Source organism: Salmonella enterica subsp. enterica serovar Typhimurium str. LT2 (genome assembly GCF_000006945.2).
Classification (GTDB): Bacteria; Pseudomonadota; Gammaproteobacteria; order Enterobacterales; family Enterobacteriaceae; genus Salmonella; species Salmonella enterica.
The window spans coordinates 3,152,644-3,179,453 of record NC_003197.2 but is presented as its reverse complement, the minus strand read 5'-3'; the positions used below and the strand labels follow the sequence as shown (position 1 = coordinate 3,179,453).

The window sequence follows — 26,810 nt, the reverse complement described above, 5'->3', positions numbered from 1 at the left end:
ACAGCATCTGGCGCGCATGTCTGAAAATCAGACAAATGCGTAAGTTTTAGCGCCGATCGTGATCGCTACAGCAGTTTTAAAAATAACCAACCATATAAATGAAACGTTGTTTTATTTATTGTTGAAAACCTTTATCCAGGCGACTATGATGCCGTTAAATAAATCAAAACAGTGTTTTGATTTTGTGCCATTGCGATCGATTTATCATTGGAGGGAAAAGTGGACGTAAGGCAAAGTATCCATAGCGAGCACGCTAAAACGCTGGACACCCAGGCGCTGCGACGCGAGTTTTTAATAGAAAATATTTTTGTCGCTGATGAATATACGATGGTCTACAGCCATATCGACCGTATTATTGTCGGCGGCATTATGCCCGTCAGCCATCCCGTTGAAATCGGCGGAGAAGTAGGTAAACAGCTTGGCGTTTCCCGATTACTGGACCGCCGCGAGCTGGGCGTCATTAATATTGGCGGCGCGGGCGCCATTATCGTTGACGGGCAGCGCCATGACATTGGTCATCGTGATGCTCTGTATATTGGTAAAGGGGCGAAAGAGCTGGTCTTCGTCAGCAATGAGGCGAGCAGACCGGCGAAGTTTTATTACAACTGCGCGCCAGCGCATACCGCTTATCCGACGAAAAAAGTGTCGCCTGCCGACGTTGCGCCCGTCACCTTAGGCGATAACCTCACCAGTAACCGTCGCACTATCAATAAATATTTCGTACCGGATGTACTGGAAACCTGTCAGCTCAGTATGGGACTCACCGAACTGGCGCCCGGCAATCTATGGAACACCATGCCATGCCATACCCATGAGCGCCGTATGGAAGTGTACCTCTATTTCAATATGGAAGAGGACAGTTGCGTTTTCCATATGATGGGGCAGCCTCAGGAAACCCGTCATATTGTGATGCGTAATGAACAGGCGGTTATTTCCCCAAGCTGGTCAATACATTCCGGCGTTGGCACCAAAGCCTATACGTTTGTTTGGGGCATGGTGGGAGAAAATCAGGTCTTCGATGACATGGATCACGTTGCGGTACAAGATCTGCGCTAGTCGCGACCGGTGATAACGCCTGTGCGTGACAGGCATGACAAAAATAAGGATTAACAATGATTTTGAATGCATTTTCTCTTGAAGGTAAAGTCGCGGTTGTGACGGGGTGCGATACCGGATTGGGGCAGGGGATGGCGTTAGGGCTGGCGGAAGCGGGCTGTGACATTGTTGGTATTAACATTGTTGAACCGACGGAAACTATTGCGCGCGTCACCGCTCTGGGACGTCGTTTTTTAAGCCTGACAGCCGATCTGCGTCAAATCGATGGCATTCCGGCATTACTGGAACGGGCGGTGGCGGAATACGGTCATATTGATATTCTGGTGAATAACGCGGGTTTGATCCGTCGTGAAGATGCGATTGATTTCACGGAAAAAGACTGGGATGACGTTATGAACCTGAACATCAAGAGCGTGTTCTTTATGTCTCAGGCGGCGGCAAAACATTTTATTGCCCAGGGCAACGGCGGCAAAATTATTAATATCGCGTCTATGCTCTCCTTCCAGGGCGGCATTCGCGTTCCGTCTTATACCGCGTCGAAAAGCGGCGTAATGGGAATAACACGTCTGATGGCGAACGAGTGGGCGAAACACAATATCAATGTGAACGCCATCGCACCGGGCTATATGTCCACGAATAATACCCAGCAATTGCGCGCTGATGCACAACGTAGCGCCGAAATTCTCGACCGTATTCCGGCTGGACGTTGGGGGCTACCGGGCGATTTAATGGGGCCGGTAGTCTTCCTGGCATCCAGCGCCGCTGATTATATTAACGGCTATACCATAGCGGTAGATGGCGGTTGGCTGGCGCGTTAATCCGCTACTGACAAATGCGTTTCTGGGAAAATCGACGCTTTGGCCGAAAAAACTGATAAAGCCCTGTCCTCGTACAGGGTTTTTTTATGATCTCATTAGCATAGTCCATATTGTGGGTTTAACTTAATCCATATATTGTTAAATAATAGCTATGATCAATGCTTTAATTCATTGAAATATTGGTGGTTTAAAAAAATACCCGGCAACGGCGTTAAATTTAAAAAGTGTAATATCCATCACATATCGCTATAGCGTAGCCATTTAATCCATATTTATGCCGTTTCCAGCCTGACACTTGAGGAAGAGTATCCCGTACTTTCAGGCTATGTCTTACTCTGTTGTGGCAGGAAAATATGGTCTCTATTAATCATGACTCTGCTTTAACGCCGCGTTCGCTTCGCGACACACGACGTATGAATATGTTTGTTTCGGTTTCTGCAGCGGTAGCGGGACTGTTATTTGGTCTGGATATCGGCGTTATCGCCGGGGCGCTGCCTTTTATTACCGACCATTTCGTACTGACCAGCCGGCTGCAGGAATGGGTCGTCAGCAGCATGATGCTTGGCGCGGCAATTGGCGCATTATTTAACGGCTGGCTTTCATTCCGGCTGGGGCGTAAGTATAGCCTGATGGCTGGCGCGATTTTGTTCGTGCTCGGCTCGCTGGGGTCGGCGTTTGCTTCCAGCGTGGAAGTATTGATTGGCGCCCGCGTGATACTGGGCGTAGCAGTAGGGATTGCCTCCTATACCGCGCCGCTTTATCTCTCTGAAATGGCAAGTGAAAATGTTCGCGGCAAAATGATCAGTATGTATCAACTGATGGTGACGTTAGGCATTGTGCTGGCTTTTTTATCCGATACGGCATTCAGCTACAGCGGCAACTGGCGCGCGATGTTGGGCGTGCTGGCGCTGCCTGCGGTGTTGCTCATTATTCTGGTGGTATTCCTGCCGAATAGTCCGCGTTGGCTGGCGCAAAAAGGTCGCCATATTGAAGCGGAAGAGGTGCTGCGTATGCTGCGCGATACCTCGGAAAAAGCCCGTGATGAACTGAATGAGATTCGGGAAAGCCTCAAACTCAAGCAGGGAGGGTGGGCATTATTTAAAGCTAACCGCAATGTTCGCCGCGCCGTGTTCCTCGGTATGCTGCTACAGGCAATGCAGCAGTTCACCGGCATGAACATCATTATGTACTATGCGCCGCGCATTTTTAAAATGGCCGGCTTTACCACCACGGAACAGCAAATGATCGCCACGCTGGTGGTCGGACTGACTTTTATGTTCGCGACGTTTATCGCCGTCTTTACGGTCGATAAGGCCGGGCGTAAACCGGCGTTAAAAATCGGTTTCAGCGTAATGGCGTTAGGGACATTGGTGTTGGGCTACTGCCTGATGCAGTTTGATAACGGTACGGCATCAAGCGGTCTCTCCTGGCTTTCCGTTGGGATGACGATGATGTGTATCGCCGGTTACGCGATGAGCGCCGCTCCGGTGGTGTGGATACTGTGTTCGGAAATCCAGCCGCTGAAATGCCGTGATTTTGGCATTACCTGTTCAACCACGACAAACTGGGTATCGAACATGATCATCGGCGCGACATTCCTGACACTGTTGGACAGCATTGGCGCGGCAGGTACATTCTGGCTCTACACCGCGCTGAATATCGCTTTTATCGGCATCACTTTCTGGCTGATTCCGGAAACCAAAAATGTCACCCTGGAGCACATCGAACGCAAGCTGATGGCGGGCGAGAAGCTAAGAAATATTGGCGTGTAATCCCCCCTCCCATGCCGGATGACGCCTGTTATCCGGCATGATGAAAAATAGACTGGAAACGGATGTGTAAGTTTGCTTCACTGCCATAATGCTTTACAAAAAGGAGAGCGCAGTGAAAACGATCGGACTGTTGGGGGGGATGAGCTGGGAATCGACTATCCCTTATTACCGTTTAATCAATGAAGGTATTAAACAGCAGTTGGGAGGCCTGCACTCGGCGAGCTTACTGCTGCATAGCGTAGATTTCCACGATATTGAAGTATGTCAACGCCGCGACGAGTGGGATAAAGCGGGCGATATCCTGGCGCAGGCCGCCCATGGGTTACAGCAGGCGGGCGCAGAAGGCATTGTGCTGTGTACCAACACCATGCATAAAATCGCGCACGTTATTGAATCTCGTTGTTCTCTGCCTTTCCTACACATCGCGGATGCTACCGGGCGAGCTATCGCCCGTCAGGGGTTGCATCGCGTGGCGCTATTAGGGACTCGCTATACGATGGAACAGGATTTTTATCGCGGGCGGCTGGAACAGCAATTTGCGATTGAGACCATCGTGCCGGAGGCGGACGATCGGGCGCGTATCAATCAGGTGATTTTTGACGAGCTCTGTCAGGGGACATTCACTGACGCGTCGCGCCACTATTATTTACAGGTTATCGAACAACTGGCTGCGCAAGGCGCGCAGGGCGTTATTTTTGGCTGTACTGAAATAGGTTTGCTTGTTCCCCAGACGCAAAGCGCGCTACCGGTTTTCGATACCACGGCAATTCATGCCGCAGATGCCGTGAGCTTTATGCTTTCGTCATCGGCCCCAGAATAACCTCCAGCGGTTCGACCAGGCGCGAAAGGTGCGTTTGTAAATGCTTACTGAAGGCGTCAACCAGCGCGGAGGCAGGGCGGTGTAGCGGGCGAATCAGGCTGACGGTAAAGGGCACGTCAATGCTGAAGCGGCGGACGGTGACGCCGCTGGCGGCATAGTCCAGCGCGGTCAGCGGGTTAACGATCGAAACGCCCGCCCCGGCGCGCACCATCGCGCAGACGGAGGCCGCGCTATGCGTTTCCACCACCATTCTGCGCTTCACCTGATGTTCGGCAAATAACGTATCCAACAACTGTCGATAGCTGTCCAGGCGGGAGAGGCTGATAAAGTTTTCCCCCTGAAAATCGTCTGGCGTCAGTACCGTTTTGGCGGCAAGCGGATGGTCGCAGGGCAGTACGCACACTTCATTCAGCGTTAGTAACTCGGTACGGGTTGTTCCTGCCGGGGCATGAAGCGTCTCCGTCAGCCCTAAGTCGTGGCGCTGGGCGGAGAGCCACTCTTCCAGCAACGGCGACTCCTGCGGCACAATATTCAGGCTGACATCCGGATAACGTGCCAGAAAAGGCGGTAGTAACGGCGGCAAAAAGGATTGTGAAAAGACCGGCAGGCAGGCGATAGAGAGTTCGCCCTGACGGAACTCGCGCAGACTTTCCGCCGCGCTGACGATGCGATCCAACCCATACCAGGAGCGTTGTACCTCTTCGAACAGGCGTAGCCCTTGCACCGTCGGATGTAAGCGCCCGCGTGTGCGCTCAAACAGCGTTAATCCCAGCACTTTCTCAAAACGCGCCAGCTCGCGACTGACGGTAGGCTGCGAGGTATGCAGCAGCCGCGCCGCTTCGGTGAGATTTCCGGCGGTCATTACGGCATGAAAAATTTCAATGTGACGTAAATTAACGGCAGCCATACGTTTCCCTGAATCATTTATCCCATATCATTTTTGCATAGACTGACAATAAAACGATATTTTTTATTCTTTCTAAGGTATGGCGTAATCGTTAAAAAGCCCGTTCCGGAGTTTGTTATGTCATTGCCGCATTATCACGCTGAAACTGACCTTAACGCTGAAAATTTGCTCAGATTGCCTGCTGAATTCGGCTGTCCGGTCTGGGTCTATGACGCGCACATTATTCGCCGTCAGATAGCCGCCCTGCAGCAGTTTGACGTCGTGCGTTTTGCGCAAAAAGCCTGTTCGAACATTCATATCCTGCGCTTAATGCGCGCGCTGGGCGTCAAGGTGGATTCTGTTTCATTGGGAGAGATCGAACGTGCGCTGGCGGCGGGCTACGATCCGCAAACGTGCCCTGATGATATCGTTTTTACCGCCGATGTGATTGACGCCGCCACGCTGGCGCGCGTCAGCGAACTGCATATTCCGGTCAATGCCGGCTCGGTAGATATGCTGACGCAGCTTGGTCAGGTTTCGCCTGGGCATCGCGTCTGGTTGCGCGTGAATCCTGGCTTTGGTCACGGCCACAGCCAGAAAACCAACACCGGGGGCGAAAACAGCAAACACGGCATCTGGCATAGCGATCTTCCGGCGGCGCTGGCGGTAATGCAGAAATACCGACTGAAACTTGTCGGTATCCATATGCACATTGGTTCCGGCGTCGATTATGGCCATCTGGAGCAGGTTTGCGGCGCGATGGTACGCCAGGTGCTGGAATGTGGTCAGGATGTGGAGGCGATTTCGGCAGGCGGCGGACTCTCGATACCTTATCGTGAGGGAGAAGAGCCCGTTGATACGCGCCATTACTATGGCCTGTGGAACGCGGCGCGCGAGCAAATCGCCCGCCATCTGGGACATGCGGTCAAACTTGAGATCGAACCTGGACGTTTTCTGGTGGCGCAATCGGGCGTGCTGGTAACGCAGGTGCGTAGCGTAAAACAGATGGGAAGCCGCCATTTCGTGCTGGTCGACGCTGGTTTTAACGATCTGATGCGCCCGGCGATGTACGGTAGCTATCACCGTATTTCGGCGCTGGCGGCGGATGGTCGCGCGCTTGAAAATGGCCCGTGGGTCGAGACGGTGGTAGCCGGGCCGCTATGCGAATCAGGCGATGTTTTTACGCAGCAGGAAGGGGGAATGGTTGAAACACGCGCCTTACCTGCGGTCATCCCCGGCGATTACCTCGTATTGCACGATACCGGCGCGTACGGCGCGTCTATGTCATCGAATTACAACAGCCGCCCGCTCCTGCCGGAAGTGCTGTTTGACAATGGACAGGCGCGGCTGATCCGCCGTCGTCAAACCATTGAAGAGCTGTTAGCGCTGGAGATGCTCTGAAGCGCATCATTAGGCCGGACGTTGAAAAAACGGGCCCGCGGCGACGGACTCGCGCAGAATCAGCGTGCCGGTAAAGGGCGGGATCGGGGCGACCGGCTCGCTGTTCGCCAGACGAACGGCCTGATCGATCGCGGTGGCTATCATAGCCTCGATGGGTAAATAGACTGTTGAAAGCCCCGGCTCAAGCCAGGTTGCGCCCGGCGCATCGTCAAAACCAAACAGCGACACATCCTGTGGGATGCGTAATCCGGCCTGGCGCAGCGCTTTTGCCGCGCCCAGCGCCGTGTCATCATTACAGGCGAATAGCGCGCTAAACGTGACGCCTTCCTCCAGTAATTCCCGGCAGGCGTCATAGCCGCGCGTCAGCGTGTAATCGCCGTATTTCACTTTTGCCGGTTGCCAGGGAATGCCATACTTTTCCAGCGCCTTGCGATAACCCGCTACGCGTGATGTGCCGGTGGGAGTATGAACAGGCAGCGTAATACAGGCGATATCGCGATGGCCCTGCGTAATCAGATATTCCACCGCCTGGAATGCCGCCGTCTCCTGCTCGAAGAAAATAGCGCGATCGCGGGCCTGAGTGACGTTGCGATTAATAATCACCAGCGGCATTTCCGTGGCGTCAATCAACGACAAAATCGCCAGCTCATCCATATAGCGAGTGTAAAGAATAATAGCGTCGCACTGTCTGTCGGCCAACATTTGTACGGCTTTCTGCTCTCGTTCCGGCGTATCGTGACCATCGGTGACGATCAACTGCTTGTTATGAGACTCCGCCTGGCGCGACGCCCGGCGCAACAAACTGCCGAAATAGAAGCCGTCAAACGTAGAGACGACCAGACCGATGCTGTTGCTGGTGCGATTCGCCAGCGAGCGTGCCAGCAGGTTGGGGCGATAGCCCAGAGCCTGCATCGCCGTAAACACTTTCTGGCGCGTGCTTTCTTTTACCTGCCCCGTCCCATTCAGCACTCGTGAGACGGTGGCCTTTGATACGCCCGCATGGCGGGAAACATCCAGCATTGTCGCCATCATGCTACCCTGATTAATCGGTTGTCGACAGGTGCCCGGTATCCGTCGGCGTGGACACCGAATGTCGGCGTACCAGTGTCGGACTAAATACATGAGTTACTTCTGGCGTAGGACATTTCCCTGCCAGCGCTAAGGCCAGCTCCGCCGCCTGTGTCGCCATGGTGACGATCGGATACCGAATGGTGGTCAGTCGGGGACGCACATAGCGTGAGACCAGTACATCATCAAAACCGATGAGCGATACTTCGCCCGGCACCCCCACGCCATTATCATTTAATACACCCATCGCGCCAGCCGCCATCGAGTCGTTATAGCAGGCCACCGCGGTAAAATTTCTGCCGCGACCTAATAACTCAGTCATCGCCTGCTCGCCGCCGCTTTCATCCGGTTCGCCGAACGTCACCAGCCGATCGTTAGCCGGGATATGGCTTTCCGCCAGCGCATCGTAATAGCCCCTCAGGCGATCTTCGGCATCAGAGATAGTGTGATTGGAACAGATATACCCAATACGCGTATGACCTTGCTGGATCAGATGCCGGGTCGCCAGCCATGCCCCGTAACGGTCATCCAGCGCGACACAGCGGTGTTCTAACCCCGGTAAAATGCGGTTAATCAGCACCATGCCGGGGATTTGCTTCATTAATGAGGCCAGGTCCGCATCCGGAATCATTTTGGCGTGCACCACTAACGCTGCGCAACGATGACGAATCAACTGTTCAATAGCCTGACGCTCTTTTTGTTCGTTATGATACCCGTTGCCAATCAGTAAAAAATTGCCGGTGTGATACGCCACCTGTTCAACGGCTTTCACCATCGCGCCGAAAAAAGGATCGGAAACGTCGCCGACCACCAGACCGAGGGTTTCCGTTGCCTGCTGTGCCAGCGCGCGCGCGTTGGCGTTAGGGTGATAGCTCAGGGACTCCATTGCGCTGGTTACCGCCAGCCGGGACGCTTCGCTGGCTTTTGGCGAATCGTTAATAACGCGAGAAACGGTGGCGACTGAAACACCGGCCAGTCGGGCTACATCTTTTATGGTCGCCATGATAATACCTATAGTGGGTAAACGCTTACATTACGCCAGTTTTACGGAAAATGAACGTCTGTTCAAGCCTCTTGCCCCGCCGTGTCGGGCAAATGTGACCTGCACGGGAGAAATGCGTCTGTAAAGTGACAATACAAATCTTTCGTTACAGTTTGCGAAGCGCTGTTGCGATTGTCTGCTGGCAGGCCAGCGAGTCAGGTTGATAGAGTGGTGATCCCAGAGGTATTGATAGGTGGAATCAACGTCATTGTTGATCACACGAATTACACCAACCTGCGTAGAGATGCGCAGGTTTTTTTTTGTTTCGCCTGAACCTGTAACAGTAACGGATAATTTACACAACTCGTTGCATTTCCGTTTATTCCTTTGCGTTTTCGGACTGGCGATGCAGACGCGCGAAGCCCACAATCAAGATCCCAGAGGTATTGATTGGTGAGATTATTCGGTACGCTCTTCGTACCTGTCTCTTGCACCAACCTGCGCGGATGCGCAGGTTTTTTTTCGAACCTATTTTGCTATCGCTCCTGTTACGCAACTCGTGTAATCTGCCACAATTCATCTTTTAGCGAATTGTCGGCCAAAGGGAGTTGAAATGCTGTTTGGATTTTTCCGTAACCTGTTTCGCGTGCTTTATCGTGTGCGCGTCACTGGCGATGTCCGGGCGCTACAGGGGAACCGGGTCTTAATTACCCCCAATCACGTTTCATTTATCGATGGTATGCTACTGGCGCTGTTTTTGCCGGTACGGCCTGTCTTTGCGGTATATACCTCCATCAGCCAGCAATGGTATATGCGCTGGTTAACGCCGCTGATCGATTTTGTGCCGCTCGACCCCACTAAACCCATGTCCATTAAACACCTGGTGCGTCTGGTGGAACAGGGGCGTCCAGTGGTGATTTTCCCGGAAGGGCGGATTTCCGTGACCGGCTCGCTGATGAAAATTTATGACGGCGCAGGCTTTGTGGCGGCAAAATCGGGCGCAACCGTCATTCCGCTCCGCATTGACGGCGCGGAGCTGACCCCTTTCAGTCGCCTGAAAGGTCTGGTTAAACGGCGCTTATTCCCCCGCATTCAGCTTCATATTTTACCGCCGACGCAAATACCGATGCCGGAAGCGCCGCGCGCGCGCGACAGACGTAAGATAGCGGGTGAGATGCTGCACCAGATCATGATGGAAGCGCGTATGGCGGTGCGCCCGCGCGAGACGTTATACGAATCGTTGCTGGCGGCGCAATATCGTTACGGCGCGGGTAAAAACTGTATTGAGGACATTAACTTTACGCCGGATACGTATCGTAAGTTACTGACCAAGACGCTTTTTGTTGGCCGGATTCTGGAAAAGTACAGCGTTGAGGGCGAGAAAATCGGTTTAATGCTGCCGAATGCCGCCATCAGCGCGGCGGTGATTTTCGGCGCGGTTTCTCGTCGCCGCATTCCGGCCATGATGAACTACACGGCGGGGGTAAAAGGGCTGACCAGCGCGATTACCGCGGCGGAAATTAAAACGATTTTTACCTCCCGCCAGTTCCTCGATAAAGGTAAATTGTGGCACCTGCCGGAACAGCTAACGCAGGTTCGCTGGGTTTACCTGGAAGATTTAAAAGCGGACGTCACACCCGCCGACAAGCTGTGGATTTTTGCCCACCTCCTGGCGCCGCGACTGGCGCAGGTAAAACAGCAGCCGGAAGACGCGGCGATCATTCTTTTTACCTCCGGCTCGGAAGGGCACCCGAAAGGGGTGGTGCACAGCCATAAAAGCATTCTGGCGAACGTCGAGCAGATAAAAACGATTGCGGATTTCACCGCCAATGACCGTTTTATGTCGGCGCTGCCGCTCTTTCACTCGTTCGGTTTGACGGTGGGCCTGTTTACGCCGTTGTTGACCGGCGCGGAAGTATTTCTTTATCCAAGTCCGCTGCACTATCGCATTGTGCCGGAACTGGTCTATGACCGTAACTGTACCGTGCTGTTTGGTACGTCAACCTTCCTCGGCAACTATGCGCGCTTTGCCAATCCGTATGATTTTTATCGCCTGCGCTATGTGGTGGCCGGTGCGGAAAAACTTCAGGAGAGCACCAAACAACTGTGGCAGGATAAATTCGGTCTGCGCATTCTTGAGGGCTACGGGGTAACGGAATGCGCGCCAGTAGTCTCGATTAACGTGCCGATGGCGGCTAAGCCTGGCACTGTTGGCCGCATTCTGCCTGGCATGGACGCGCGTCTGCTGGCGGTGCCCGGTATTGAAAACGGCGGTCGGCTACAGCTGAAAGGGCCGAATATCATGAATGGCTATCTGCGCGTGGAAAAACCGGGCGTGCTGGAGGTGCCGTCGGCGGAAAACTCCAGAGGCGAAACTGAGCGCGGCTGGTACGACACGGGCGATATTGTACGCTTCGATGAAAATGGTTTTGTGCAGATTCAGGGGCGCGCGAAACGCTTTGCGAAAATTGCTGGCGAAATGGTCTCGCTGGAGATGGTCGAGCAACTGGCGCTTGGCGTTTCGGCGGACAAAATGCACGCTACCGCCATTAAAAGCGATGCCAGCAAAGGTGAAGCGCTGGTACTGTTTACGACTGACAGCGAACTCACCCGAGAAAAGTTACAGCACTATGCTCGTGAACACGGTATTCCGGAACTTGCCGTCCCGCGTGATATCCGTTATCTGAAGCAGCTTCCCTTGCTTGGCAGCGGGAAACCCGATTTTGTGACGCTGAAAAGTTGGGTGGATGCGCCGGAACAACATCATGAGTGAGTCAGTACGTACTAACACCTCCATCTGGTCGAAAGGGATGCTGTCGGTGATTGTCGCGCAGTTTCTCTCGGCTTTTGGCGATAATGCGCTGCTGTTCGCGACGCTGGCACTGCTGAAAGCTCAGTTTTACCCGGACTGGAGCCAGCCTGTTTTGCAAATGGTGTTTGTGGGCGCTTACATTCTTTTTGCGCCGTTTGTCGGCCAGATAGCGGACAGCTTTGCCAAAGGCCGGGTGATGATGGTCGCCAATGGTCTTAAACTGGCGGGAGCGGCAGGTATCTGCCTCGGCATAAATCCTTTTGTCGGTTATACGTTGGTCGGGATTGGCGCGGCGGCTTATTCTCCGGCGAAATACGGTATTCTGGGCGAACTGACGACGGGCGATAAGCTGGTGAAAGCCAATGGCCTGATGGAAGCCTCTACGATTGCGGCGATTTTGCTCGGTTCCGTCGCGGGCGGCGTATTGGCCGACTGGCATGTCATCGCTGCGCTGGTTGCCTGCGCGTTGGCCTACGCTGGCGCAGTGGCGGCGAACCTGTTTATCCCGAAGCTTGTGGCGGCGCGTCCAGGACAATCCTGGCGGTTGTCGGCGATGACGCGTAGTTTCTTCAGCGCTTGCGTTGTCCTTTGGCGTAACGGTGAAACGCGTTTTTCGCTGGTGGGGACCGGGCTATTCTGGGGCGCAGGCGTGACGCTGCGTTTTCTGCTGGTGCTGTGGGTGCCGGTGGCGCTGGGGATTACGGATAACGCCACGCCGACTTACCTGAACGCCATGGTGGCGGTAGGCATTGTGGTCGGCGCGGGCGCGGCGGCAAAACTGGTGACGCTGGAGACCGTATCGCGCTGTATGCCCGCCGGGATTTTGATTGGCGTTGTGGTTGCGATCTTCTCATTACAGCACGCATTGCTGCCTGCTTATGCCTTGTTGCTGTTGATAGGTATGCTGGGCGGCTTTTTTGTGGTGCCGCTCAACGCTTTGCTCCAGGAGCGCGGTAAGAAGAGCGTTGGCGCCGGGAATGCCATTGCCGTACAAAATCTGGGCGAGAATAGCGCCATGCTATTAATGCTGGGACTGTACTCGCTGGCGGTGCTGGTTGGCGTTCCGGCAGTGGCGATAGGTATCGGCTTTGGCGTGCTGTTCGCGCTGGCGATCGCGGCGCTGTGGATCTGGCAGCGCCGGCAGGCATCATACTGAGTGAATATGCCGGGCGGCGAGTGCGTGTTATCGGGCTTACATTGTCTCTGTAAGCCCGGAAGCGTAGCGCCACCGGGCACTGACCATCACGGCGCCGGATAGGTATAAACCTGATGCGCCGCCTCAATCTCCGCCAGAACCTCTTCGCTTAACGTCAGATGCAGACTTTCCACATTCGTCTTGAGCTGCGCCATCGTGGTTGCGCCCAGTAACGTACTGGCGACAAACGGCTGGCGGCGAACAAAGGCCAGCGCCATCTGCGCCGGATCAAGATTGTGACGCTTCGCGATATCGACGTAGGAGGCAACGGCTTTTTGCGCCTGTTCGCCGCTGTAACGTGTGAAGCGGCTGAACAAGGTATTCCGCGCGCCTGCGGGTTTGGCCCCGTTCAGGTATTTACCGGTTAATGTGCCAAACGCCAGACAGGAGTAGGCGAGCAATTCAACACCTTCATACTGGCTGACTTCCGCCAGCCCGACCTCGTAGCTGCGGTTTAACAGGCTATAGGGGTTCTGGATCGTGACAATACGCGGCAGGTCATGTTTTTCCGCCAGATGCAGATAGCGCATAACGCCAAACGCTGTCTCATTTGAAACGCCAATATAACGAATCTTACCCGCTCGCTGAAACTCACTTAGCGCGTCTAACGTCTCCAGCAGACTTACTACTGGCGTGGAGTCCGTCCAGTTATAGCCGAGTTTACCGAAGCAGTTAGTGGGGCGCTGCGGCCAGTGCACCTGATACAAATCCAGATAGTCGGTCTGCAATCGGGTCAAACTGTCGTGTAGCGCTTCGCGAATATTTTTACGATCCAGCGCCTGATGAGGCCGGATGCCTTGATCATTATTACGTGCCGGTCCGCTAACTTTGCTGGCGATGATCAGTTTTTCACGGTTGCCGCGTTTGGCGAGCCAGTTACCGATATAGGACTCCGTCAGCCCTTGTGTTTCCGGGCGCGGCGGTACCGGATACATCTCGGCGGCGTCGATAAGGTTAATGCCATTTGCGATGGCATAGTCGAGCTGTGCGTGAGCGTCGGCTTCGCTGTTTTGTTCACCAAATGTCATTGTGCCCAGCCCTAGCGTACTTACTTCGAGCGAGCTGTGGGGTATACGGTGATAGTGCATAGCCGTTTCCTTTTTATTATGAAGTCAGAAATTCCCGACAAAGGACAATAAAAATGGCAGAGGGAAGGCAAAAGGGAAAGTAAAATTGCAGGCTGCGCGGCGTAATTGTTACCGGGCGTGGTCGCCACGCACCGTTACGGGACGCAGCCTGAAGGCTTGCAGAACGCTGACCTCGATCACAGGCCACCGCTTAACGTTCGATGATTTGGGATACTTCGTCACGGTTGATTTGCATCTCGTTTCCCTGTGCATCGGTATAGCTGACCAGACCGGTATCATCGTCAACTTGTGGTTTTCCATCGGTCAGGATCATACGACCATCTTTCGTCGCCATTACATAATCGCTGCTGCATCCGGATACCGCAAAAGCCAACCCTACTGCGGAAATTACAACTGCCCACTTTTTCATCCGTTTGTCCTCACATAGCCTGCATCTGATAATAGTCTGTTAATCATATGTCTGATAATAGTCTAGTAATAACGCGCAGCTCTGCATGTCGGAAGCAGCAAAATCTTAATCTGTGAGAAGAAAGGAAATAAAGTGAGTATTCGCTCCCCGGCGGGGGAGCGAGACAGGATTACAGCGGATTCTTTTTATTACGCAACAGGTTCAGGCTCTCTACTGCGATAGAGAAGAACATGGCGAAATAGATATAACCTTTCGGAACGTGAACGTCGAAACTTTCCAGAATCAGGGTAAAGCCAACCAGGATCAGAAAGGAGAGCGCCAGCATTTTTACCGACGGATGACGATCGACAAACTCGCCGATGGGCCGTGCCGCAAACATCATGACGCCCACGGCAATAACGACTGCCGCCATCATAATAAACAGATGATCGGAGAGGCCAACCGCTGTGATAACTGAATCAAGGCTGAAAATAATATCCAGCAGCATAATCTGCACTATTGCGCCCAGGAAAGAAGAAACCCGGGTTTTTAACCCTTCTTCTTCGCCTTCGATGGACTCATGGATCTCCTTGCTGGCTTTCCAGATTAAAAATAACCCGCCCAGTAACAGAATGAGATCACGGGCGGAAATCGCTTCGCCGAAAAGCTCAAACAGCGGATTAGTCAGCCGAGTGACCCAGGCGATTGACGCCAGCAGCGCCAGGCGCATAACCATCGCCGCCGCCAACCCAAGCCGCCGTGCGTGGTTTCGTTGCGCCGTGGGAAGTTTTGCTACCACCAGAGAAAGAAAAATAATGTTGTCGATCCCAAGTACAATCTCCAGCAGCGTCAGCGTACCGAGCGCCAGCCAGGCATTAGGATCGGTTATCCATGCAAATAACATCGAACAAAGTCCTGCCAAAAAAAGAAGCGGTAATTATAGGCCCGTCGAGTGACGGGCGAAAGCCCAGGCTGAATTTGCGCAACCAGGAACGGTGTAAAATAGCGGCGACAATACGCTTACGTTTATCGAGCGTCGGTCCGACGCGTAGCCATAGCGGAGGCGCATTTGCGTGTAATGGACGTTACGGATTCTGCAATAAAAAATGGCGAGCCAGCAGCGCCTGCGTAAAATTTTTTTTCAGATAAAATCCACGCGGTAGCGTCAAAATAGGTTCCCCGCGCGCGCCGATAGCCTCGGTGAGCGCCCTGGCATTGGCGGCTTTGGGTCGCAGTTGCAAGACTTCGCCATGACGGGCGGTAATGCGTTCCACCTGGCCCAGCACTATCATGTCCATCAGCTCTTCCCAGTCGAGGCGTAGCTGCCTGTCCTCTTCTTCACTCGGACTCCAGAGTAACGGCGAACCTACGCGGCGTTCGGCTAACGGTATGCTGCGATCGCCTTCGACCGGCACCCATAGCACGCGCTTCAATTTATGCCGTACGTGACTTGTCTCCCAGGTCACGCCGCTGTTACCGGTTAACGGCGCCACGCAAACAAAGGTTGTTTCCAGAGGACGACCCAGACTATCCACCGGGATGGTTTTCAGTTCTACGCCTAACGCGGCGAAATCCTGCTCCGGCTTGCTCCCGGCGCTGGCGCCGAGCCAGATCTCCAGCAAGACACCGATCCAGCCTTTGTCTCGCTTCAAATCTTTAGGCGTGGTAATGCCGGCCATCGCCGCCAGCTCGCCTAACGTATAGCCGGAAAGCTGCCGCGCCTGGGCTAACAGCAATGCTTCCGAAGCAGGCGGAGTCAGTAGCGGACAAAGAGCGGACATTACCATTACCTTAGATTAAAAAATGAGCAGTGATTTTATACCGTATGGGCAGAGTTTATCTTTTTCTGTGTCTTATATTCAATAGACTGATTTTTATTGCCTTTTTTGTGTTGTTTCTTCGTGTTGCGCAACGCTGAAGCGGGTTTTCCAATTCTGGTCACTGACAATAAACAGGATCTTACACTATGTTATCCACAGAAAGTTGGGATAACTGTGTAAAACCGCCACTACTGTTTCCATTTACAGCCTTGACGTGCGACGAAAATCGAAAATTCAGACAAATAGTGCGTAAGTTATTGGCACAATCTGTGGATAAAACCGACGCTGGTTGATCTTTCATCAGCATAAGGATCTTAGATGTGATGCTGGTCACGCTTTATGAAGGTAGCATGTAAGATTTGTCTATAACGCAATGAATATAAGGCACTATTTTTACTGTCTCCAGCATGAGGAATTCAGACTGTTCTGGGTTTTCCCGTGGTAATTCCATACTTCTTCACAACTATATCCACAGAAAAGGTGAATAAAATGGCGCAAGGGCGTCATCATCTGTTTATAACTCGGCTATTTACTGTGAGTTATTCAATTGTTATTAGGCTGTGTCACTATTACAGAGTGGTTTACCGCCTCACTGGAGTATGAAACAATCGTTCATATATAAGGTTTATGTTGAGGTAGTCCGGTGATTGATGACGATGGCTACCGCCCAAATGTAGGTATCGTAATTTGTAATCGTCAGGGGCAGGTGATGTGGGCCCGGCGATTTGGTCAGCACTCCTGGCAGTTCCCGCAGGGCGGGATAAATCCAGGGGAGTCGGCAGAACAGGCGATGTACCGGGAACTGTTTGAAGAAGTTGGGTTAAGCCGTAAAGATGTGCGGATCCTTGCTTCTACTCGCAACTGGTTGCGTTACAAGTTACCAAAACGTTTGGTGCGTTGGGACACAAAGCCGGTATGTATCGGCCAGAAACAAAAGTGGTTTCTTTTGCAGTTAATGAGCGCCGACGCCGAAATCAATATGCAAACCAGCAGTACGCCGGAGTTTGACGGCTGGCGCTGGGTAAGTTACTGGTATCCGGTTCGACAAGTGGTGTCATTTAAACGCGATGTCTACCGCAGGGTAATGAAAGAGTTTGCAAGTGTTGTCATGGCGCTTCAGGATAATCCCCCTAAGCTACAAAGCGCGCCTGCTTATCGACGTAAAAGAGGTTAAGCCACGCAAATTATGCTCACTCGCCTGCGCGAAATAGTCGAAAAAGTGGCCAGTGCGCCGCGTCTGAACGAGGCGCTGAATATTCTGGTCACGGATATCTGTCTTGCGATGGATACAGAGGTTTGCTCGGTTTACCTGGCCGATCATGACCGACGCTGTTATTACCTGATGGCGACGCGGGGGTTGAAAAAACCGCGTGGTCGAACCGTTGCGCTTGCGTTTGATGAGGGGATCGTCGGTCTGGTGGGCAGACTGGCGGAACCCATTAACCTTGCCGATGCGCAAAAACATCCCAGCTTTAAATACATTCCTTCGGTAAAAGAGGAGCGTTTTCGCGCGTTTCTCGGCGTGCCGATCATTCAGCGTCGCCAACTTCTCGGCGTGCTGGTCGTACAGCAGCGCGAATTGCGCCAGTACGATGAAAGCGAAGAGTCTTTCCTCGTCACGCTCGCTACGCAGATGGCGGCTATCCTGTCACAGTCGCAGGTCACAGCGCTGTTCGGGCAATACCGGCAGACGCGAATCCGCGCGCTTCCTGCGGCGCCGGGCGTGGCTATCGCAACGGGCTGGCAAGACGCGACCATGCCGCTGATGGAACAGGTTTACGAAGCGTCTACGCTGGATACCTCTCTTGAACGCGAACGACTGACCGGCGCTCTGGAAGAGGCGGCGAACGAATTCCGACGATACAGCAAACGCTTTGCCGCCGGCGCGCAAAAAGAGACGGCGGCCATTTTCGATCTGTACTCACACCTGCTTTCAGACGCCAGACTGCGTCGCGAACTCTTCGCCGAGGTCGACAAAGGCGCTGTTGCGGAGTGGGCCGTTAAAAAAATCATCGAAAAATTTGCCGAGCAATTTGCGGCGCTAACCGATAACTACCTCAAAGAACGTGCGGGAGACTTACGCACGCTGGGGCAGCGGCTGTTATTCCATCTTGATGATTCAGTTCAGGGGCCAAACGCCTGGCCGGAACGTTTTATTCTGGTCGCGGATGAGCTGTCGGCGACCACCCTGGCGGAGCTGCCGCAGGACAGGCTGGCGGGCGTTGTGGTGCGCGACGGCGCGGCAAACTCGCATGCGGCGATTATGGTGCGCGCGCTCGGTATCCCGACCGTCATGGGCGCTGATATCCAGCCTTCGGTGCTACATCGCCGTACGTTGGTGGTGGATGGCTATCGCGGTGAATTACTGGTCGATCCTGAACCCGTGCTTATTCAGGAATATCAGCGGCTCATTAGTGAAGAGATAGAACTCAGTCGTCTGGCGGAGGACGACGTCAATCTTCCCGCCCAACTGAAAAGCGGCGAGCGAGTCAAAGTGATGCTGAATGCCGGGCTCAGTCCCGAGCATGAGGAAAAGTTAGGCAGTCGGATCGACGGTATCGGCCTGTACCGTACTGAAATTCCCTTTATGCTGCAAAGCGGGTTTCCCTCGGAAGAAGAGCAGGTGGCGCAGTATCAAGGGATGCTGCAAATGTTTAACGATAAACCGGTGACGCTGCGGACCCTGGATGTGGGAGCGGATAAGCAACTGCCCTATATGCCGATCAGCGAGGAGAACCCGTGTCTGGGCTGGCGCGGGATCCGCATTACGCTGGATCAGCCGGAGATCTTTTTGATCCAGGTCCGCGCGATGCTGCGCGCCAATGCGGCGACTGGCAACCTCAGCATTTTGCTGCCGATGGTCACCAGTATTGATGAAGTCGATGAAGCGCGGCGTCTGATCGAACGCGCCGGGCGCGAGGTCGAGGAGATGATCGGCTATGCGATCCCGAAACCGCGTATCGGCATTATGCTGGAAGTACCATCAATGGTATTTATGCTGCCGCATCTGGCTAACCGGATCGACTTTATCTCGGTCGGCACCAACGATTTAACGCAATATATCCTGGCGGTAGATCGCAACAATACCCGCGTGGCCAGTATTTACGACAGTCTGCATCCGGCTATGCTGCGCGCACTGTCCATGATCGCGCAGGAAGCCGAAAAACATGGCCTCGATCTTCGCTTGTGCGGCGAGATGGCGGGCGATCCGATGTGCGTGGCGATTCTTATCGGTCTGGGATATCGCCATCTTTCGATGAATGGCCGTTCGGTAGCGCGTGTGAAATATCTGCTGCGGCATATCGATTTTGAAGACGCGCAAACCCTTGCCAGACGCAGCCTTGAGGCGCAGATGGCGACCGAAGTGCGTCATCAGGTGGCGGCGTTTATGGAGCGCCGCGGGATGGGGGGATTGATTCGAGGAGGGTTGTAACGACTGGAGCGGGAAAAGAGAGTGACTGTGGATTCACGGCGCAGACAACACGCCTGCAAGATGAAAGACAATGCGTATACATATCTTTTAACGGTAATCGGCATCTCGCTTTTAACCCTTGTGCTATTATTCGCACCTTTGGAGCGTCTGCAACGCGCAGGCGCGCTTATCAATCGCTATCTCTTCAGCGAAATAACAAGAAATTGTGGTGACAGATGACCAGTAGCTATCTGCATTTTCCGGACTTTGATCCGGTCATTTTCTCAATTGGGCCCGTCGCGCTTCACTGGTATGGCTTGATGTATCTGGTGGGGTTCGTTTTCGCGATGTGGTTGGCGGTGCGTCGCGCTAACCGTCCGGGAAGCGGTTGGACCAAAAACGAAGTTGAAAATTTACTCTATGCAGGTTTCCTGGGGGTCTTCCTGGGGGGACGTATTGGCTATGTCCTGTTTTATAACTTCCCTCTGTTTCTGGATAACCCGCTCTATTTATTCCGCGTCTGGGACGGCGGCATGTCCTTCCACGGCGGGCTTATCGGCGTGATACTGGTGATGATTATCTTCGCCAGGCGCACGAAGCGCTCGTTCTTTCAGGTGTCTGATTTTATTGCGCCGTTAATTCCGTTCGGCCTGGGCGCCGGGCGTCTGGGCAACTTTATCAACGGTGAATTGTGGGGGCGCGTCGATCCTGACTTCCGGTTTGCCATGCTCTTTCCTGGCTCACGCGCGGAAGATATTGCGCTGCTGCCGTCACATCCGCAATGGCAGCCTATTTTTGATACCTACGGCGTATTGCCACGCCACCCTTCCCAGTTGTATGAGTTGGCATTAGAAGGCGTGGTGCTGTTTATCATCCTTAATCTCTTTATTCGCAAACCGCGTCCGATGGGCGCAGTCTCCGGATTATTCCTGATTGGCTATGGCGCGTTTCGTATCATTGTTGAATTCTTCCGCCAGCCGGACGCGCAATTTACCGGCGCGTGGGTACAGTACATCAGCATGGGGCAGATTCTCTCTATCCCGATGATTATCGCTGGCGCGATCATGATGGTTTGGGCATATCGCCGCCGCCCGCAGCAACACGTTTCCTGAGGAACCATGAAACAGTATTTAGAACTGATGCAAAAAGTGCTGGATGAAGGCACACAGAAAAACGACCGTACCGGCACCGGCACGCTTTCCATTTTTGGCCATCAGATGCGTTTTAACCTGCAGGAAGGCTTTCCTCTGGTGACGACGAAACGCTGCCATTTACGTTCAATTATTCACGAACTGCTATGGTTTTTGCAGGGCGATACCAACATCGCTTACCTGCACGAAAATAATGTCACCATCTGGGACGAATGGGCCGATGAGAACGGCGATTTAGGCCCGGTTTATGGTAAGCAGTGGCGTGCATGGCCAACACCGGATGGCCGCCATATCGATCAGATCGCCACGGTCTTAAGCCAGCTTAAAAACGACCCGGACTCTCGTCGTATTATCGTTTCTGCGTGGAACGTCGGCGAGCTGGATAAGATGGCGCTGGCGCCGTGTCACGCCTTTTTCCAGTTTTATGTCGCAGATGGAAAACTCTCCTGTCAGCTTTATCAGCGCTCCTGCGATGTGTTCCTCGGTCTGCCGTTCAACATTGCCAGCTACGCGTTACTGGTGCATATGATGGCGCAACAGTGCGACCTGGACGTCGGCGATTTTGTCTGGACCGGCGGCGACACGCACCTGTACAGCAACCATATGGAGCAGACGCACCTGCAATTAAGCCGTGAACCGCGCGCGCTGCCGAAATTGGTCATTAAGCGTAAACCCGATTCGCTTTTTGACTACCGGTTCGATGATTTCGAAATTGAAGGCTATGATCCGCACCCCGGTATTAAAGCGCCGGTCGCTATCTAAGCGCTGACGATCCTGCCATAACCGACGTCATCGCGCGTCGGTTTTTTTTACCCTTCGTCTCAATCTTCGGCGCGCATTCCTGAAATTTTGCAACGCGCTGCAAGACATGAACTTTTTTCCGTAACGCGCCGAACAATCTGTATTTGGCGCTCGTTATTTTTCTTCCGCCCGCCATACTGCCGACATGAAAAAACAACAGGGCTATACGCTCATTGAAACGGTGGTCGCGATGTCGCTCATTATCATTCTCAGCGCCACAGGACTTTATGGCTGGCAACGCTGGCAGCAGCAACAGCGCCTGTGGCAAACCGCATGTCAGGTGCGGGATTACCTGCTGCAACTTCGTGGGGACGCTCACTGGCATAACCGCGATCACATTCTTCGCGTGGTCAGCGAAGGCGGTTCATGGTGCTTTGTCAGCTCTGTTGCTACGCAAACATCGTGTACGCCATCTTCCCCCTTTGTGTTTACGCCCGACTGGCGTGATGTCGTCCTTGCCGATATCACGCCGTCGTTAGCCTTCTTTGGCTTGCGCAATACGGCATGGGCAGGGCACATCGTACTGAAAAACGCTGCCGGAGAGTGGCGTCTGGTCGTCTCCTCCTGGGGGCGAATCAGGCTATGCGAGCGTAACGAGGCCGCCACGTGTCAATAACCACGCGGGGGTTCTCGCTACTGGAGGTTGTGCTGGCGATGGCGATCGGTTCCATTTTACTGCTTGGGTCCGCACGATTTTTACCGGCGCTACAACGCGAGATCTGGCACAACACGCGACAGTTATCGCTGGAAGATGAAATCTGGCAGCGAACCTATACCGTAGCGAAGCATCTTCAACGTGCGGGTTACTGTCATGGCCACTGCATTGGCGAAGGGTTACATCTTGCCGAACAGGGGCAATGCGTCATCGTTCAGTGGGACGGGAATAATAACGGGGTCTGGGATACCATACCGGCGAAAGAGGCCGACCAGACCGGGTTCCGTATGAAGGATAACGTTCTGGAGACATTACGCGGAGCAACATCTTGCCAGGGTAAGGGATGGGAAAAAATGACCGATCCCAATACGGTACTCATCACGGCGTTTACCGTTGAGCGCCGGGATATAACGGGATTCTCGCCAGTGCTCATGCTGCATCTGCGCGGCGCCAGCAAAGCCGAGCCTCAGACGGTTATTGACGCGCAATACAGCGTAACGGGATTTAATCTGTGAATCGGGAACGTGGCGCTTCTTCGCTAATACTGGCGCTTTTAATACTGATTCTGGGCAGTCTGCTACTGCAAGGCGTAAATCAGCAGCAGGCCAGCTATGCCGCCCGCGTGACGACGCAGAGCCTGGCGATACAACGCCAGGCGCTTGTGCAGTCGGCGCTGGAATGGGGACGGGGGCAGCTATGGTCAGGCGTAACCGAAATGGAATGTCGGCGCTATTCCTCTTCAGGAGCGAGAGTCTGTTTGCGGAGATTATCGGGGGATGAGGTGGTGATGGCGGCGCAAGATGACGGCATGACGTTATGGCGTTTGGGCAACGTCATTCAGGGAAGCATTGTCTTTTCTCCCCACGGCTGGAGCGATTTTTGTCCGTTAAAAGAGGTGGCGTTATGTCGCATCCCCTGAATTTACAACGCGGGTTTAGCCTCCCGGAAGTTTTAGTGGCGATGGTTCTAATGGTAATGATCGTCACCGCGCTGTCAGGCTATCAGCGGGTATTAATGCACAGTTTTGCATTACGACACCAGTATCTCCAGATCTGGCGGCAGGCGTGGCAGCAAACGGCGCTGTATCCATTTTCGCCTGCTGACGACTGGAAGGCCAACCGGATGCAGACAACGCAATCGGGATGTGTCAGCATCAGCGTCACGATGGTTTCACCCTCTGGCAGGCAGGGGCAGATGACGCGCTTGCATTGTCCAAATCGTTAATCGTCAGGAGTAATTATGTTAAGGGTCTACCACTCCAATCGTCTGGATGTGCTGGAAGCGTTGATGGAGTTCATCGTCGAACGCGAGCGGCTGGATGATCCCTTTGAACCAGAAATGATTCTGGTACAAAGCACGGGTATGGCGCAGTGGCTGCAGATGACCCTTTCACAAAAGTTTGGTATTGCGGCGAATATCGCTTTTCCGTTACCGGCGAGTTTTATCTGGGAGATGTTTGTCCGCGTGTTGCCGGATATTCCCAAAGAAAGCGCTTTCAGCAAACAAAGCATGAGCTGGAAACTGATGACCTTGCTGCCGCAGTTGCTGGATAAGGATGAGTTTGTACTGCTGCGCCATTATCTGACCGACGACACCGATAAACGCAAACTCTTTCAGCTTTCCGCGCGCGCCGCCGACCTGTTCGATCAGTATCTGGTTTATCGGCCTGACTGGCTTACGCAGTGGGAAGCGGGAAAAACCGTGGAAGGTCTGGGAGAGGCGCAAAACTGGCAGGCGCCGTTGTGGAAAGCATTGGTGGAATATACCGCCGCGCTGGGGCAGCCGCGCTGGCATCGCGCCAATCTCTACCAACGCTTTATTCAAACGCTGGAAAGCGCGACCGCCTGCCCGCCAGGGTTGCCGTCCCGCGTTTTTATTTGCGGCATTTCCGCGTTACCGCCAGTGTATCTCAGAGCATTGCAGGCGCTGGGTAAACATATTGAAATCCATCTCCTTTTTACTAATCCGTGTCGGTATTACTGGGGGGATATAAAAGACCCAGCCTGGCTGGCAAAACTCATGGCTCGCCAGCGTCGTCACAGTTTTGAAGACCGTCATTTACCGTTGTTCCGTGAAAACCAGAATCCGGAAGCCTTATTTAACAGCGACGGTGAACAGGATATCGGTAATCCGCTACTGGCCTCATGGGGAAAACTGGGGCGGGATTATATCTACCTGCTATCTGAACTGGAAAACAGCCAGGAACTGGATGCGTTTGTTGATATTACGCCAGATAATCTTTTGCATCGGATTCAGGCGGATATTCTTGAACTGGAAAGCCATGCGGTGGCGGGCGTAAATCTTGAGGAGTATTCGCGCAGCGACAATAAGCGTCTGCTCGATCCCGAGGATAACAGCCTCTCTTTTCACGTTTGTCACAGCCCGCAGCGCGAGGTGGAAATACTGCACGATCGCCTGCTGGCGATGCTGGAAGCCGATCCGACGCTAACGCCGCGCGACATTATCGTTATGGTGGCTGATATTGACAGCTATAGCCCGTTTATCCAGGCGGTATTTGGTAGCGCGCCAACGGAGCGCTATCTGCCTTATGCCATTTCCGATCGGCGGGCGCGTCAGTCACATCCGGTGTTACAGGCATTTATCAGCCTGCTTTCGTTACCGGACAGCCGCTTCGTCTCCGAGGATGTTCTGGCGTTGTTAGACGTACCGGTATTGGCTGCCCGCTTTACGATCAACGAAGAAGGGCTGCGTTATTTGCGCTTGTGGGTCAATGAGTCAGGCATTCGCTGGGGAATTGACGATGACAACGTACGCGAGCTGGAACTTCCTGCCACGGGGCAGCATACGTGGCAATTTGGCCTGACGCGTATGCTGCTGGGGTATGCGATGGAAAGCGCCCAGGGCGAGTGGCAGTCGGTTCTGCCTTATGACGAATCCAGCGGTCTGATTGCTGAGCTGGTCGGGCATCTGGCTTCGCTGCTGATGCAGCTTAATATCTGGCGGCGCGGTCTGGCGCAGGAGCGACCGCTGGAAGAGTGGCTGCCCGTTTGTCGCGATATGTTCAATGATTTCTTCCTGCCCGATGCGGACACGGAAGCGGCAATGACATTGATTGAACAGCAGTGGCAGGCCATTATCGCCGAAGGCGTCGCGGCGGAATATGGCGACGCGGTACCGATTTCGCTACTGCGGGATGAACTGGCGCAGCGTCTGGATCAGGAACGTATTAGCCAGCGCTTCCTGGCGGGCCCCATCAATATTTGTACGCTGATGCCGATGCGTTCCATTCCGTTTAGAGTCGTTTGCCTGCTGGGAATGAACGACGGCGTATACCCGCGCCAGCTTGCGCCGTTGGGCTTTGACCTGATGAGCCAAAAACCCATGCGCGGGGATCGTAGCCGTCGCGACGATGACCGCTACCTGTTTCTGGAAGCGTTAATCTCGGCGCAGCAGACGCTGTATATCAGCTACATCGGTCGCTCCATCCAGGATAATAGCGAACGCTTTCCCTCTGTACTGGTGCAAGAATTGGTGGATTACATCGGACAAAGCCACTATTTGCCGGGCGACGAAACGCTGACCTGTGATGAGAGCGAAGCACGAGTCAAAGCGCATATTACGCGTCTGCATACCCGTATGCCTTTTGATGCGCAAAATTACCAACCCGGCGAACAGCAAAGTTATGCCAGAGAGTGGTTGCCCGCGGCGAGTCAGTCGGGAAAAGCGCATTCTGACTTTGTGCAGCCGCTTCCTTTTACGATGCCGGAAACATTGACTCTGGAAAGTCTGCAGCGTTTTTGGGCCCATCCGGTACGCGCATTTTTTCAGATGCGGCTTCAGGTTAATTTCCGCTCGGAAGAGAGTGAGATTCCTGATGCGGAACCGTTTGAATTAGAGGGATTGACGCGATATCAACTTAACCAACAGTTGCTCAATACGCTGGTTGAAGAGGACGACGCCGAACGCTTGTTCCGCCGTTTCCGGGCTGCGGGAGAGTTGCCTTACGGCGCGTTTGGCGAAATATTCTGGGATGCGCAATGTCAGGAGATGCAGCAACTGGCAAGCCGGGTCATCGCCTGCCGTAAGCCGAGCCAAAGCCTGGAAGTGGATCTGCTTTGCAATGGCGTTCAGCTAACCGGCTGGCTGCCGCAGGTACAGGAGGATGGATTATTGCGCTGGCGTCCCGCTTTAATCAGCGTGGCGCAAGGTGTGCAACTTTGGCTGGAACACCTTGTCTATTGTGCCAGCGGCGGTAGTGGCGAAAGTCGCCTGTTTTTGCGTAAAGAGGGAGAGTGGCGATTTCCGCCTCTTGATAAAACGCAGGCAATGGCTTACCTGGCGCAACTGATTGAAGGCTACCGGGAAGGCATGTCTTCTCCGCTATTGGTACTGCCGGAAAGCGGCGGCGCATGGATAAAAGCCTGTTATGACGCTGAAAATGATGTCATGTTAGACGACGATGATACTTTACAGAAGGCCAGGACAAAGTTTCTACAGGCTTATGAAGGCAACATGATGGTGAGCGGCGAAGGCGAAGATATCTGGTATCAACGTCTTTGGCGTCAGCTGGAATCTGAAACGTTGCAGGCTATCATTGCGCAGTCACGGCATTACCTGTTACCGCTGTTTCGTTTTAATCAGTCTCGTTGATTGTATGAAAATCGCGCCATTAAAAGGCTTCGACTATGATGCGCTCTTCGTCACGGACTGATTACTGATAAAAA

Annotated in this window: 23 protein-coding genes and 27 other annotated features; of the genes, 16 read left to right on the top strand and 7 right to left on the bottom strand. The window is 53.6% G+C overall.

Annotation, left to right across the window (positions count from 1 at the left end; all coding sequences use genetic code 11):
• Positions 1-210 precede the first annotated feature (210 nt).
• Positions 211-216 (top strand) — a ribosome-binding site (putative RBS for kduI; RegulonDB:STMS1H003066).
• The 4 genes from kduI to ygeA all read left to right on the top strand — a co-directional run bounded on the left by kduI (position 211) and on the right by ygeA (position 4,466).
• Positions 211-1,056, top strand: a protein-coding gene (gene kduI / locus STM3018) for a 5-keto 4-deoxyuronate isomerase (RefSeq protein NP_461935.1). Within the gene, positions 220-1,056 belong to an annotated coding region; the region does not span the whole gene. It overlaps the preceding feature by 6 nt.
• Positions 1,057-1,101: 45 nt before the next feature.
• Positions 1,102-1,107: a ribosome-binding site (putative RBS for kduD; RegulonDB:STMS1H003065), on the top strand.
• The gene (gene kduD, locus STM3017; RefSeq protein ID NP_461934.1) for a 2-deoxy-D-gluconate 3-dehydrogenase occupies positions 1,102-1,874 on the top strand. Within the gene, positions 1,113-1,874 belong to an annotated coding region; the region does not span the whole gene. (Overlaps the previous feature by 6 nt.)
• 183 nt (positions 1,875-2,057) lie before the next feature.
• Positions 2,058-2,066: a -35 signal (putative -35_signal for araE; RegulonDB:STMLTH004571), on the top strand.
• The gene (gene araE / locus STM3016; RefSeq protein NP_461933.1) for an L-arabinose: proton symport protein occupies positions 2,058-3,646 on the top strand. Within the gene, positions 2,228-3,646 belong to an annotated coding region; the region does not span the whole gene. (Overlaps the previous feature by 9 nt.)
• Positions 2,077-2,085: a -10 signal (putative -10_signal for araE; RegulonDB:STMLTH004571), on the top strand. It overlaps the preceding gene by 9 nt.
• Positions 2,100-2,115, top strand: a protein binding site (putative binding site for CRP, RegulonDB: STMS1H000088).
• Positions 2,130-2,148 (top strand) — a protein binding site (putative binding site for AraC, RegulonDB: STMS1H000011).
• Positions 2,140-2,162, top strand: a protein binding site (putative binding site for AraC, RegulonDB: STMS1H000010). It overlaps the preceding feature by 9 nt.
• Positions 2,219-2,224, top strand: a ribosome-binding site (putative RBS for araE; RegulonDB:STMS1H003064).
• Positions 3,647-3,746: 100 nt before the next feature.
• Positions 3,747-3,752 (top strand) — a ribosome-binding site (putative RBS for ygeA; RegulonDB:STMS1H003063).
• Positions 3,747-4,466 (top strand): putative aspartate racemase gene (gene ygeA, locus STM3015; protein ID NP_461932.1). Within the gene, positions 3,759-4,466 belong to an annotated coding region; the region does not span the whole gene. It overlaps the preceding feature by 6 nt.
• Here the strand turns inward: ygeA and lysR are convergent.
• Positions 4,438-5,384, bottom strand: a protein-coding gene (gene lysR / locus STM3014; RefSeq protein NP_461931.1) for a positive LysR family transcriptional regulator. Within the gene, positions 4,438-5,373 belong to an annotated coding region; the region does not span the whole gene. The two genes, ygeA and lysR, sit on opposite strands and share 29 nt — an antisense overlap.
• Positions 5,379-5,384, bottom strand: a ribosome-binding site (putative RBS for lysR; RegulonDB:STMS1H003062). Its footprint overlaps the gene before it by 6 nt.
• A 94-nt stretch (positions 5,385-5,478) precedes the next feature.
• Positions 5,479-5,484, top strand: a ribosome-binding site (putative RBS for lysA; RegulonDB:STMS1H003061).
• Between lysR and lysA the strand changes: the two genes are divergently transcribed.
• The gene (gene lysA / locus STM3013; protein ID NP_461930.1) for a diaminopimelate decarboxylase occupies positions 5,479-6,753 on the top strand. Within the gene, positions 5,491-6,753 belong to an annotated coding region; the region does not span the whole gene. It overlaps the preceding feature by 6 nt.
• A 9-nt stretch (positions 6,754-6,762) precedes the next feature.
• On the opposite strand, the gene STM3012 is transcribed toward lysA, so the two are convergent.
• Together STM3012 and galR are read right to left on the bottom strand one after the other, a co-directional pair.
• Positions 6,763-7,794, bottom strand: a protein-coding gene (locus STM3012; protein NP_461929.1) for a putative transcriptional regulator. Within the gene, positions 6,763-7,785 belong to an annotated coding region; the region does not span the whole gene.
• Positions 7,789-7,794, bottom strand: a ribosome-binding site (putative RBS for STM3012; RegulonDB:STMS1H003060). (Overlaps the previous gene by 6 nt.)
• Position 7,795: 1 nt before the next feature.
• The gene (gene galR / locus STM3011; protein ID NP_461928.1) for a transcriptional repressor of galETK operon occupies positions 7,796-8,835 on the bottom strand. Within the gene, positions 7,796-8,824 belong to an annotated coding region; the region does not span the whole gene.
• Positions 8,830-8,835, bottom strand: a ribosome-binding site (putative RBS for galR; RegulonDB:STMS1H003059). Its footprint overlaps the gene before it by 6 nt.
• A 569-nt stretch (positions 8,836-9,404) precedes the next feature.
• Positions 9,405-9,410 (top strand) — a ribosome-binding site (putative RBS for aas; RegulonDB:STMS1H003058).
• Between galR and aas the strand changes: the two genes are divergently transcribed.
• The gene (gene aas, locus STM3010; RefSeq protein NP_461927.1) for a 2-acylglycerophospho-ethanolamine acyl transferase occupies positions 9,405-11,576 on the top strand. Within the gene, positions 9,417-11,576 belong to an annotated coding region; the region does not span the whole gene. (Overlaps the previous feature by 6 nt.)
• Positions 11,556-11,561, top strand: a ribosome-binding site (putative RBS for ygeD; RegulonDB:STMS1H003057). (Overlaps the previous gene by 6 nt.)
• The gene (gene ygeD / locus STM3009; RefSeq protein NP_461926.1) for a putative efflux protein occupies positions 11,556-12,771 on the top strand. Within the gene, positions 11,569-12,771 belong to an annotated coding region; the region does not span the whole gene. The genes aas and ygeD overlap by 21 nt, the downstream gene beginning before the upstream one ends.
• Positions 12,772-12,857: 86 nt before the next feature.
• On the opposite strand, the gene tas is transcribed toward ygeD, so the two are convergent.
• The 4 genes from tas to mutH all read right to left on the bottom strand — a co-directional run bounded on the left by tas (position 12,858) and on the right by mutH (position 16,079).
• Positions 12,858-13,910 (bottom strand): putative aldo/keto reductase gene (gene tas / locus STM3008; RefSeq protein ID NP_461925.1). Within the gene, positions 12,858-13,898 belong to an annotated coding region; the region does not span the whole gene.
• Positions 13,905-13,910 (bottom strand) — a ribosome-binding site (putative RBS for tas; RegulonDB:STMS1H003056). It overlaps the preceding gene by 6 nt.
• A gap of 178 nt (positions 13,911-14,088) precedes the next feature.
• The gene (gene ygdR, locus STM3007) for a putative POT family peptide transport protein (protein NP_461924.1) occupies positions 14,089-14,319 on the bottom strand. Within the gene, positions 14,089-14,307 belong to an annotated coding region; the region does not span the whole gene.
• Positions 14,314-14,319: a ribosome-binding site (putative RBS for ygdR; RegulonDB:STMS1H003055), on the bottom strand. (Overlaps the previous gene by 6 nt.)
• A gap of 157 nt (positions 14,320-14,476) precedes the next feature.
• The gene (gene ygdQ / locus STM3006; protein NP_461923.1) for a putative integral membrane transport protein occupies positions 14,477-15,204 on the bottom strand. Within the gene, positions 14,477-15,190 belong to an annotated coding region; the region does not span the whole gene.
• Positions 15,199-15,204: a ribosome-binding site (putative RBS for ygdQ; RegulonDB:STMS1H003054), on the bottom strand. (Overlaps the previous gene by 6 nt.)
• Positions 15,205-15,371: 167 nt before the next feature.
• Positions 15,372-16,079, bottom strand: a protein-coding gene (gene mutH, locus STM3005; protein NP_461922.1) for a methyl-directed mismatch repair protein. Within the gene, positions 15,372-16,067 belong to an annotated coding region; the region does not span the whole gene.
• Positions 16,074-16,079, bottom strand: a ribosome-binding site (putative RBS for mutH; RegulonDB:STMS1H003053). It overlaps the preceding gene by 6 nt.
• A 659-nt stretch (positions 16,080-16,738) precedes the next feature.
• Positions 16,739-16,744: a ribosome-binding site (putative RBS for ygdP; RegulonDB:STMS1H003052), on the top strand.
• Between mutH and ygdP the strand changes: the two genes are divergently transcribed.
• The 9 genes from ygdP to recC all read left to right on the top strand — a co-directional run bounded on the left by ygdP (position 16,739) and on the right by recC (position 26,736).
• The gene (gene ygdP, locus STM3004; protein ID NP_461921.1) for a putative invasion protein occupies positions 16,739-17,280 on the top strand. Within the gene, positions 16,750-17,280 belong to an annotated coding region; the region does not span the whole gene. (Overlaps the previous feature by 6 nt.)
• Positions 17,273-17,278 (top strand) — a ribosome-binding site (putative RBS for ptsP; RegulonDB:STMS1H003051). (Overlaps the previous gene by 6 nt.)
• The gene (gene ptsP, locus STM3003) for a general PTS system enzyme I, transcriptional regulator with NPR and NTR proteins (protein ID NP_461920.1) occupies positions 17,273-19,539 on the top strand. Within the gene, positions 17,293-19,539 belong to an annotated coding region; the region does not span the whole gene. Before ygdP ends, ptsP begins: the two co-directional genes overlap by 8 nt.
• Before the next feature lie 205 nt (positions 19,540-19,744).
• Positions 19,745-19,750, top strand: a ribosome-binding site (putative RBS for lgt; RegulonDB:STMS1H003050).
• Positions 19,745-20,630 (top strand): phosphatidylglycerol-prolipoprotein diacylglyceryl transferase gene (gene lgt, locus STM3002; RefSeq protein ID NP_461919.1). Within the gene, positions 19,755-20,630 belong to an annotated coding region; the region does not span the whole gene. (Overlaps the previous feature by 6 nt.)
• Positions 20,629-20,634: a ribosome-binding site (putative RBS for thyA; RegulonDB:STMS1H003049), on the top strand. (Overlaps the previous gene by 2 nt.)
• The gene (thyA, locus tag STM3001; protein NP_461918.1) for a thymidylate synthetase occupies positions 20,629-21,431 on the top strand. Within the gene, positions 20,637-21,431 belong to an annotated coding region; the region does not span the whole gene. Its footprint overlaps the feature before it by 6 nt. Before lgt ends, thyA begins: the two co-directional genes overlap by 2 nt.
• Before the next feature lie 184 nt (positions 21,432-21,615).
• Entirely contained in the window at positions 21,616-22,086 is a 471-nt protein-coding gene (gene ppdA, locus STM3000) for a prepilin peptidase dependent protein A (protein ID NP_461917.1), read from the top strand.
• Positions 22,066-22,071: a ribosome-binding site (putative RBS for ppdB; RegulonDB:STMS1H003048), on the top strand. (Overlaps the previous gene by 6 nt.)
• The gene (gene ppdB, locus STM2999) for a prepilin peptidase dependent protein B (RefSeq protein ID NP_461916.1) occupies positions 22,066-22,640 on the top strand. Within the gene, positions 22,077-22,640 belong to an annotated coding region; the region does not span the whole gene. The genes ppdA and ppdB overlap by 21 nt, the downstream gene beginning before the upstream one ends.
• Positions 22,623-22,628, top strand: a ribosome-binding site (putative RBS for ygdB; RegulonDB:STMS1H003047). It overlaps the preceding gene by 6 nt.
• Positions 22,623-23,044 (top strand): putative periplasmic protein gene (gene ygdB / locus STM2998; protein ID NP_461915.1). Within the gene, positions 22,637-23,044 belong to an annotated coding region; the region does not span the whole gene. Before ppdB ends, ygdB begins: the two co-directional genes overlap by 18 nt.
• Positions 23,018-23,023: a ribosome-binding site (putative RBS for ppdC; RegulonDB:STMS1H003046), on the top strand. Its footprint overlaps the gene before it by 6 nt.
• Positions 23,018-23,349 (top strand): prepilin peptidase dependent protein C gene (gene ppdC / locus STM2997; RefSeq protein NP_461914.1). Within the gene, positions 23,029-23,349 belong to an annotated coding region; the region does not span the whole gene. Before ygdB ends, ppdC begins: the two co-directional genes overlap by 27 nt.
• Before the next feature lie 4 nt (positions 23,350-23,353).
• Positions 23,354-23,359 (top strand) — a ribosome-binding site (putative RBS for recC; RegulonDB:STMS1H003045).
• Positions 23,354-26,736 (top strand): exonuclease V, subunit gene (gene recC, locus STM2996; protein ID NP_461913.2). Within the gene, positions 23,365-26,736 belong to an annotated coding region; the region does not span the whole gene. Its footprint overlaps the feature before it by 6 nt.
• Positions 26,737-26,810: the final 74 nt, after the last annotated feature.